The 8,031-nt window shown below is 72.5% G+C and carries 11 protein-coding genes; all 11 read right to left on the reverse strand.

Going from position 1 to position 8,031, the window contains the following annotated elements:
* Positions 1-292 precede the first annotated feature (292 nt).
* Positions 293-988: a hypothetical protein gene (locus ACFV61_RS21485; RefSeq protein ID WP_380493367.1), complete on the reverse strand. Its 696-nt coding sequence runs from the start codon at positions 986-988 to the stop codon at positions 293-295.
* Entirely contained in the window at positions 985-1,263 is a 279-nt protein-coding gene (locus ACFV61_RS21490; RefSeq protein WP_380493369.1) for a DUF6211 family protein, read from the reverse strand. The genes ACFV61_RS21485 and ACFV61_RS21490 overlap by 4 nt, the downstream gene beginning before the upstream one ends.
* Positions 1,264-1,462: 199 nt before the next feature.
* Positions 1,463-2,068 carry a DUF6349 family protein gene (locus ACFV61_RS21495; protein WP_380493371.1) on the reverse strand — a complete coding sequence of 202 codons (606 nt, stop codon included), beginning with the start codon at positions 2,066-2,068 and terminating at the stop codon, positions 1,463-1,465.
* Entirely contained in the window at positions 2,065-2,466 is a 402-nt protein-coding gene (locus ACFV61_RS21500; protein WP_380493373.1) for a DUF6181 family protein, read from the reverse strand. Before ACFV61_RS21500 ends, ACFV61_RS21495 begins: the two co-directional genes overlap by 4 nt.
* 41 nt (positions 2,467-2,507) lie before the next feature.
* Complete coding sequence (locus ACFV61_RS21505) at positions 2,508-2,936, reverse strand: DUF6197 family protein (RefSeq protein ID WP_380493375.1); 429 nt, start codon at positions 2,934-2,936, stop codon at positions 2,508-2,510.
* A 189-nt stretch (positions 2,937-3,125) separates the two neighbouring features.
* Positions 3,126-3,824 carry a hypothetical protein gene (locus tag ACFV61_RS21510; RefSeq protein WP_380493376.1) on the reverse strand — a complete coding sequence of 233 codons (699 nt, stop codon included), beginning with the start codon at positions 3,822-3,824 and terminating at the stop codon, positions 3,126-3,128.
* Positions 3,825-3,895: 71 nt separating this feature from the next.
* Entirely contained in the window at positions 3,896-5,257 is a 1,362-nt protein-coding gene (locus tag ACFV61_RS21515) for a DUF3560 domain-containing protein (protein ID WP_380493377.1), read from the reverse strand.
* Positions 5,258-5,584: 327 nt separating this feature from the next.
* Positions 5,585-5,824, reverse strand: coding sequence for a hypothetical protein (locus ACFV61_RS21520; RefSeq protein ID WP_380493378.1), 240 nt, complete (start codon positions 5,822-5,824; stop codon positions 5,585-5,587).
* Positions 5,825-5,902: 78 nt separating this feature from the next.
* Positions 5,903-6,304, reverse strand: coding sequence for a DUF6409 family protein (locus ACFV61_RS21525; RefSeq protein WP_380493380.1), 402 nt, complete (start codon positions 6,302-6,304; stop codon positions 5,903-5,905).
* Positions 6,305-6,402: 98 nt separating this feature from the next.
* Complete coding sequence (locus ACFV61_RS21530; protein ID WP_380493382.1) at positions 6,403-6,897, reverse strand: DUF6197 family protein; 495 nt, start codon at positions 6,895-6,897, stop codon at positions 6,403-6,405.
* A gap of 101 nt (positions 6,898-6,998) precedes the next feature.
* The gene (locus tag ACFV61_RS21535) at positions 6,999-7,748 is read right to left on the reverse strand and encodes a DUF2786 domain-containing protein (protein WP_380493384.1); all 750 of its coding nucleotides are present in this window, start codon (positions 7,746-7,748) and stop codon (positions 6,999-7,001) included.
* Positions 7,749-8,031 lie beyond the last annotated feature (283 nt).

Here is an 8,031-nt window from a genome sequence, read left to right on the forward strand (position 1 = left end):
GGGGGGGGGCCCCCCCCCCCCCCCGGGCGGGGGCCCGGTCAACGGGCACCCCCCCCCCCCCCCCGGGGGGGGGGGGCCCCCCTTCCGGTGCCACCGTGGCCTCAAGGGTGCTGGCTTAGGTGAGCGGCCATTCGCCGGGCGGTACGGGTGCCTGGCGTTGGGCTTCGCGTACGGCTTCGTCGGTGCCGCACGTGGTGCAGATCGGGACGTCCCGGCCGGTGGTCACCCGGGAGTGGGCGGGCCGTTCACCGAGCGGTCCGCCGCAGCGCGGACAGCGGGGGTCTGACAACGGTCACTCCTCGGGGTGCTCGCGGGCCGACTTGAGGATGTTGTTCCAGGTCGGGCGGGAGTAGGTCTTCTCCGCCCCTTCCTGGAGCTGGGGGATCAGTTCGGCGTTCGTGGCCTGGGGGTTGGCGGCGATGGCCTGCCGGGCGAGGGTGAGCCGTTCGTCCCCCTGGTACGGGTAGGCGGCCCCGTGGCGGGGGCCGGAGGGGCGTCCGCCGCCGTGGCCCTTGCCCTTGCGGTCGCCGAGGTACTGCCACAGCCGCCAGCGGTACCACTTCGGGCGCCGCCGGGTCGGCAGTTCGTCCCAGTCGTCCGGGTCGGGCCAGCCCTCCGGCGGGTTCTTGACGTAGTGGGAGACGGTGGCGGAGTCGGAGAACCCGCAGACCTTCGCGGCTTCAGCCGGGCCCACCAACTCGTCCGGGTCGCCGTCGAGCTTGGGCGCGTTGGTGGTGTTGGCGGCGGCGCGGCGGCGTTGGAGTTCGTGGTGCCACGTCGCCCAGACGTCGCCGTCCCAGTGCATGACGCCGTCGATGATCTCCGCGGGCGGGTGCCCGTTGTTCTCTCGGTCGGTCCAGAGGTTCTGGAGCGTTGGTTCGCTGATGTTGTGGACCTTGCGTAGGTCCGCGCGCGAGTAGAGCGTGCGGCCGTTCTTGGCGGGCACGGTCGCCTCCTGTTCGTGGTCGTGGCTGCTGGGTGGGGTCACTGGGGTTCGTCCGGCTCGGGGACGGGCGTCCAGGTGCGGCTGCCGGCGGGTTCGAGCCGGGTGAGGGTGGCTATCTCCTCCACCGGTACGGCGGCGGCCCAGTCGTCGTGAGCGGGGTGGCCGACAGGGAGGTTGAGCACGAGGTGCCGGCCAGTCCGCGGGAAGTCCTCAACGATGACGAAGCTGTCGGTGTCCTTCGCGCCGATGCTGTTACCGCTCTTGAGCTGGGCGGTGTCCCCCGGCTGGGGACAGTCGGGATGCCGATCGCATAGCATGGTGTGGTCTTTCTGGTGAGAGAGACACCCGGACGGCCAGCACCGTGTTGCCATGTGTGCTGGCCGTCCTTTGTTGTCTGGTGGCGCGGGTGCCGGTTCGACACCCTCCGGGGCGGAGGTTGCCCGCTCCGCCGTCGGCGGAGTAATTAGACCATCTTTGAGCCGGGCGGCGGGGCTCTGGCACGGAGTGCGGCGGTCATCAGAACAGGGCTTCCTGAGCGGCGTGGCGGGTGCGCGGGTTGGCGGGCGGACGGCCGACGCGGAGTTCGTAGCGGGGGCGTCCGCGGTGCGGGGGTGCGTGGGCTTCGCGGCGGTGGCGGCTCCACGCCACCAGCGGGGCACCCTGGTCCAGCCACCCGGGCGGGTAGCGGGAGGTCAGCTGTGCCCACCGCGCCCGGTCGTGCGGGAGTGCCCACCGGTCTTCGGTGGTGGTGAGGGGTGGCAGCTCGCGCCAGCCGGGGAAGGCGTGGTCGTGGGCGTCCTCAACGGCTTGGTTGTCGCCGTCGCCGTACCCGGCGCCACGGTGGACGGAGCCCTCCCAGCCACAGGCCAGGCACCCACCCCGGAACTCCTGCGCTTCCCGGCGGCCGGTTCGCCGACTGCGGGTGAGCAGGGTCGGAGCGTGGTGCTTGGGCGGTTCGAGTTCGTGCCCGAGGTCGCTGTACTCGCCGCCGGGGTGGCCGTGGCGGATGTGCCACGTCCGCGGGGCGCTGTCGGTGGGCTCGGGGGTCCGCCCGTTGCGCACTCGCCAGTAGAGCGTCTGCCGGGCCCGGGCGCCGGTCGGCTCGACGGTGATCGCGGTCACGGCCGCTCGCCCGGGACGGCGGCGAGCACTTCGCGCAGGGGGTCGGCGAGCACGGCTTGCTCTGCCGGGGAGTCCTGGAAGCGTGGGCCGTAGGCGCGGCGGATCGCGCGGCGGGCGTCCTGGTCGCGGTCGCGGCCGGGGTCGTACGGTGACCGGTCGAGCACCTCGTAGCCGTATCGGGTGAGCACGTCGGCGATGATCGCGCGGACCTGTACGGGGTCGAGGGTGTGGAGGTCGGTCTCCTCGGGGGCGGCGAGGAGTACGCGGATCAGCTCGGTCGCGCTGAGCCGGGGTTGGAGGGGCACGCCGATCCGGTGGATGCCGTCCTTGCTCGGGGTGGCGGCTCCTCGGCGGTTGGGTGCCTGGGTGGTGCTGCGGTGGGTGGTCGTCTGGTCCATGGTGGTGGCTCTCGGAGGGTCTGGGCGCCGGGAGGCTGCCGTCAGAACAGGGCGTGGTCGGCGCGGGCGGCGGCGGCCCGGAAGGCGTGGGCGGCGTCGGCGGCGGTGCGGCCGGGCTCGGCGCTCCACCGGTCGATGGCGTCGCGGTTCAGTTCTTTCGCGGCGGCAGTGTCGGCGGCGTCGGTGGGGTGGCCGGTGAGGGTTTCGGCGAGCAGGGCGAACGCCTCGTCGCGGGCTTGGTTGATGCGGGGCCAGTCGTAGGTGCGGCCGGCGGCTCCGCGGGCGTGGCCGGCGGCGACTTCGAGGGCGCCGCGGGGCCAGCACGGCAGGACTGCGGTGCGGCCGGGGCCCGCGAACAGGCGGGGGCCCTGGTGGATGCCGACGTGCTCGATGTGGCAGGCGGCCCATTCCAGGATGGCGGCGGGGGTGTCGGCGATGACGATGCTCTCGGGGGTGTAGCGGATCTGCACGGTGTGTCCGTTCGGTGGTGCCCGGGGGCGGGGGGGGGCGCCCCCCCCCCCCCGGGGGGGGGGGGGGGTGTGGGGGGGGGGGGGGGGGGGGGCCGCGGGGGGGCCGCCCGCACCCCCCCCCCCCCGGGGGGGGGGTGTGGGGGGGGGGGGGGGGGGGGGGGGCCCCCCCCCCCCCCCCGGTGGTCGGGTCTACTGCTGGTAGGCGGGGATCAGTTCGCGGACGCGGTCCGGGCCGACGCATCCGCCCTCGTGGCGGTGGAGGCTCGGCAGATTGCCGTTCCTCCCGCGCAAGTGGCTCCAGAACTTGGGGCCGATCCACCCGCACAGCTCGCAGAGCAGGACCCAGTGGTTGTCCGAGCCGGGAAATCCGGTGGCGACGGCGCGCCACCGCAGCTTCGCGAGTCCGGCGAACGCGGTGAGGGCGCTCTTGACGTTGCGGTCGTTGAGGAGCATCCGCGGGTGCAGCAGCGGCACGGGGCCGGTCATCGGCTGGAGCGTTTCGGCGCGGATCTGGTCGAGTGGGATGGCGGTGATCTCTCCGGCGGCGTACTTCTCGGCGAGGCGGGCGGCGGCCTTCTCGATGCCGGGAACGCCCTTGTCCGGGCGGCCGATGTTGGTTTCCCCTGCGCTGGTCTCGACCCACCAGTCCCGGTTCCACCGGTGGGCGCGGCCGATGACCTGGTCGTGGCCGATGATCACGGGGTAGCGGCCTGCGGTGTCCGGGGTTGCGATGCGGTAGGGCATGGCGGCCTGGTGGGCGGTGGGCGGTGCGGTTTCGGGGGCGGCCGTCCGGTGGTGGTGCTGGCCGGGGACGGCCGGGTTCTGGTCGTCCGGCTCGGTGCCGGGGGCAGCGAGGATGACGGGTCGTTCGATGAGCTGGGTGGTCATGGTGGGGCCCTGTTCTGGTGAGAGAGGGGCCCGCCCCGGGGCGCTCGGCCGCCGGGGCGGGCGGAGCGTGGTTAGGCGGCTTCGGCCGGGGCCTGCTGGGCGGCGGTCCATTCACGGCGCGGGGTGATGCCCAGGCCTTCGAGAACCGGGGCGAGGCTCCCGTTGTCGGGAACCCATTCCCAGTCCGTGCCTTCGGTGCCGGGCTGCTCGGTCCAGGTGAGCATGTACGAGCGGCCGGACGTGCGGGGGTCACCGCACACGGCCTGTGCCTCGCGGCGGGTCATCGCCCACAGAGCCCGCTTGCGGCGGCGGGGGGAGTACTTCGAGGCGATGAGGACCAGCGCGGTGCCGTCCGGCTGGTCCGCCGCTGGCACCGGCTCCCCGACCGGCGGGGACGGCTCGGCCTGCTCCTGGGGTTCGGCGGCCTGGGCCGGTGCGGCCGCGGGCTGCATCTCGTCGGCGCTCCTGCGGCCGGACACGTCGTCGTAGGGGGCGGTGGAGGTCCAGCCGTCGTAACTGTCGTCGGTGGCGCGGACAACGGACTTGCCGGTGCCATTGAAGATGTGCGGGATGCTGACCGACTTCGGGTTGACGCGCAGGACCTCGTACCAGGTGCCCCGGTAGAGCACGAAGTCACCGCGCTTGAAGTCGGCCTTCGACCACACCTTGACGCCCCGGGCTTCGGCGTCCTTGATGACCTGCTCCCAGTGCGTGATCTCCTCGGCGAGTTCCTCGTGCCGGATGGTCAGTTCCGGGTCGGCTGGGTTGCGGGAGTAGCCCTTGGCGGACTCGCCGCGCTGCCACTTCTCCACCGCGCGCAGGTCGGCCCTCAGCTTCTCCAGACGGCGCAGGGTGCGGCCGGGGTCCTTGCGGAACCGCTCGTAGTTGGCGGCGGCCTCCTCGCGGCTGGCCCAGTGCTGGGCGCGGTCGCCCTCGGTGATGCTCTTGCGCATCGCGGTGTCCATCCGTGCGTGGTCACGGCGGGCGCGGCCCTCGGAGTGGTGGCCGACCAAGATCGGCTGACCGAATTCGAACCGCTCGGATATCGAGTGGCTCGTCTTCCACGCGGCCTGGGAGTTGCGGGCGGCGTTGTCGGCGTACCCGGCGAAGCGGTCGGCGCGGGCCTCGGCGCGCTCTTCCCTGTCTTCCTCGGCCTCGCCGAAGCTGCGGCGGTCCGCGTTGTCGACGGTCAGCGTGACGTCGAGGCCGGCGTCCCGCAGTCGCTGGGCGAGGAGTTCGAGGGAAGGGGTGTAGGCGGCGTGGTCGCGGCTGTGCCGGAGGTACCAGCAGTCGAGGTCCCTGCTCCAGCGGAACGGCTGGCGCAGGGTGCGGCCGTACTCGCGGAGTTTCAGGATCTCGGCCGATCCGTCTCCCCGGCTGGTGCCGTCGACCAGGGTTCCTTCCCGGCGGGTGTGGGTGATCTGGATGGTCATCGAACTGGTCTTTTCTGGTGAGAGTCTTTGGTCCGCCCGGAGGGCGGACGGGGTGCTGGAAGCGGTGAGCACCACCGGGGGCGGTCCGTGAGGGACGAGCGGTCCGCCGCCGTCGCGCCCTGCGCGACGGCAGGGGCTGCCGCGCCCCCGCGGGGCGCGTCCTTCGCGGTCCGGTGCCCGTCGTCGGTCGGCGGAGCCGCTAGGCGGAGTCGGCCGGCGGCGGTGAACGCACCGGACCGTGCTGCTGCCGCCCCGAAGGGGTGTCCGCTCGGGCTGTGGGGGCCCGCTGGTCCGGGGGTGTTGCCCTCCCCCGGACCGGCGGCCGGTCTACTCGACTTCGAGTTCCCGGAGCTTCTTGGTCTCGACGGTCGTCACAAGACCGACGCGGTTGTTCAGGAATCCCCTGGGGTCTGTGCACCGTATGTTGGTGAGCCCCCACGGCTTACCGTCAGTGTCGTGCAGGTGTTCTTCAATGACTCCGAGCCAGTGAGTTTCGGGGAGGTGTCCCCCGCCGGGGTAGTACGCCACGGGGGTACCGACGGGGAGCTTGTCAGCCTTGCGGTTCATCGGGTGGTTCCTTCTGGTGAGAGTGGCCGCCCTGCCGGTCCGGAGGTGTTGCCCTCCCCCGGACCGGCGGGGCCTTCGTCAGCTGCGGCGGGTGGCCGGGGCTCCTTCGATCCGCTCGCGGACGGCGCGGTTCACGGCGGCGGTGAGGTCGTCCCCGTCGTTGTACGCGAACCGGCCGAGCGTCAGGCTGGTGGCGATGTCGCAGAACGCGCCCTGGTCCATGGTGGTCAGCGTTTCGTCAAGCGGCGTCAGCTCGTGGGGGAACATCGCCTGGACGCTCAGGCCCGGCACCGGGAAGCCGAGGGTGTAGTACCAGACGACGACCATTCGGGCCTCGTCGGCGAAGTCCGCCCCGCCCCAGGGGCCGACGACGATGGACGGGCGGGGGTCGAGCTGGTGGCCGCTGGCCCAGGGTCCGGCGGTCACGAGGGTGGCGGTGGGGAAGTCCTGGACGGTGAGGGTCTGGGTCTCGGTGGTCATCGTCGTGCTGCTTTCTGGTGAGAGGTTCCGCCGGGGCCGGTCGGCCCCGGCGGGGGTGTCGGTCGGGGGTGTTGCCCTCCCCCTTCCGACACCATTAATTAAACCATGTTCTGGAGGGTGGGACAACCGGGGATGGTGTGATCGGCATCACTCCGGTAGAGGGCTGCGGTGGAGCGGATCAGGGCGGCGGCCTCGGCGGTGGTCCGCCCGGGGGCGTCGGTCCAGCACCACAGCAGGGTGCGGCGGCAGGCGCCTTCGGCAAGCCCCAGCTTCCGCCACCGGACGGGCGACACGGGGCGGCCGTGGACCTGGTTGCTGAGCACCACCAGGGAGTCGAACAGGGCCCGCTGGAAGATGTCCCACGCATCGCCGCGCTCGGACCAGCGGGGCCGGGCGGCGCGCACACCGCGCTCCCATGCGTGCAGGAGGTTGCACGGGGCGGTGTTGCCCATACGGCCAGGCTGCCAGAGGTGGTCACCCTGGTAGAGGCCGACGCGCTCGATGTGGTTGGCGGCGGCGGTGAGTATGCGGGCGGGGGTGGCGCGGGGCCTCCGGGACGGCATGGCGTTCTCCTGGACGGTAAAGGCGGTCAAGGTGCCTTGTTATCAACGGACTTGGCGGTGATGGTGCAGTCAGCCTGACGCGCGGGGGTGGACCGGGGCGGCGGGCCGCCGCCCCGGTGAAAGTGTGCAGATCAGGCGACAAGCGATCCGGCGGGCATGGCTCCGACGCGGCGGGTTCCGCCGATGTCGGCGCGGTTTCCTGCGGCGGCTCCGTCGCCATAGCCGCTGCCGGTGTACGTGCCGCCCCGGGTCCGGGCGTGCGGGTGGTCCTTCCGGTATGCCGCCTCGACCGCCGCCGCCCGGTCGGCCAGCACGAGTTCGCCGCTGCGGCCAGTGGCGGACGTCTCCCCGCTGGCTGCGGCTCGGGCGTCCTCCTCGATCGCCACCAACCGTTCGATGACGCGCTCGATGAATCCGAGCTGCCAGGAGTTGCGCCACGCCCTCGCACTGCGCACCCCGAACGGGATGATCTGCTTGTTCAAGCCGTTGAGCATCTGGAGCAGGAGTGAGGTGTACAGGATCTCCGCCCGCTGGACATCGGACTCGAAGCCGATGATGTGGACGCGACGACCACCGTCCGCGCCCGTCTGGCCCATGTGGACGGCTTGGCAGCCGACAGCGTCCGCAATAAAGCACAGGAGGCGGACGCGGGACATCGACCAGGGGTTGGGGAGGTCGACATGGCGGTCCGTGAGCCCGTCCCGCGACGGCCGCCCGTCGCTCAGGAGGGCCTCGTCAACGCCGTACTTCGCCATCATCTCCATCGCCCGCTGGCGGGCAAGCTCCGCCTCGGCCTCCGGCGTCGCAGAGTCCTCCGCCTTGGCCAGCAGCGCCCGGATGGTCGCCAGCTTCGGGTTTACGTCCGCCTGGGGGGTCGTCACAGTCCTGCTCCTGGTGAGAGGTGGTGCCGGGGGCCGGTCGGCCCTCCGGTGGCCGGCTGGGGTGTTGCCCTCCCCTTCCGACATCACTAATTAAACCATGTTCTTGGGGTCGGGTCAAGCCAGAGAACGCCCCCGACCTGCCCCTTTCCCCACACCGACCCGCACCCGCCCGGCCGGGCCCGGCCACAACGGGCCCCGGCGGGGCTCCCTCCTCGGTCGGACAGCTCCGCCGCACCGGGGCTCCGGGTGGGGTGTCCAGGCTCGCGAAGCGACCGCGCAGCGG

Origin of the sequence: Kitasatospora sp. NPDC059817 (genome assembly GCF_042731835.1) — a bacterium.
In the GTDB taxonomy this organism is placed as follows: Bacteria; Actinomycetota; Actinomycetes; order Streptomycetales; family Streptomycetaceae; genus Kitasatospora.

What these genes read in the sequence shown, in the direction of transcription:
- ACFV61_RS21490 (WP_380493369.1), bottom strand. Translation starts at nt 1,263, where the DNA reads ATGCTATGCGATCGGCATCCCGACTGTCCCCAGCCGGGGGACACCGCC.
- ACFV61_RS21500 (WP_380493373.1), bottom strand. Translation starts at nt 2,466, where the DNA reads ATGGACCAGACGACCACCCACCGCAGCACCACCCAGGCACCCAACCGC.
- ACFV61_RS21510 (WP_380493376.1), bottom strand. Translation starts at nt 3,824, where the DNA reads ATGACCACCCAGCTCATCGAACGACCCGTCATCCTCGCTGCCCCCGGC.
- ACFV61_RS21525 (WP_380493380.1), bottom strand. Translation starts at nt 6,304, where the DNA reads ATGACCACCGAGACCCAGACCCTCACCGTCCAGGACTTCCCCACCGCC.
- ACFV61_RS21515 (WP_380493377.1), bottom strand. Translation starts at nt 5,257, where the DNA reads ATGACCATCCAGATCACCCACACCCGCCGGGAAGGAACCCTGGTCGAC.
- ACFV61_RS21520 (WP_380493378.1), bottom strand. Translation starts at nt 5,824, where the DNA reads ATGAACCGCAAGGCTGACAAGCTCCCCGTCGGTACCCCCGTGGCGTAC.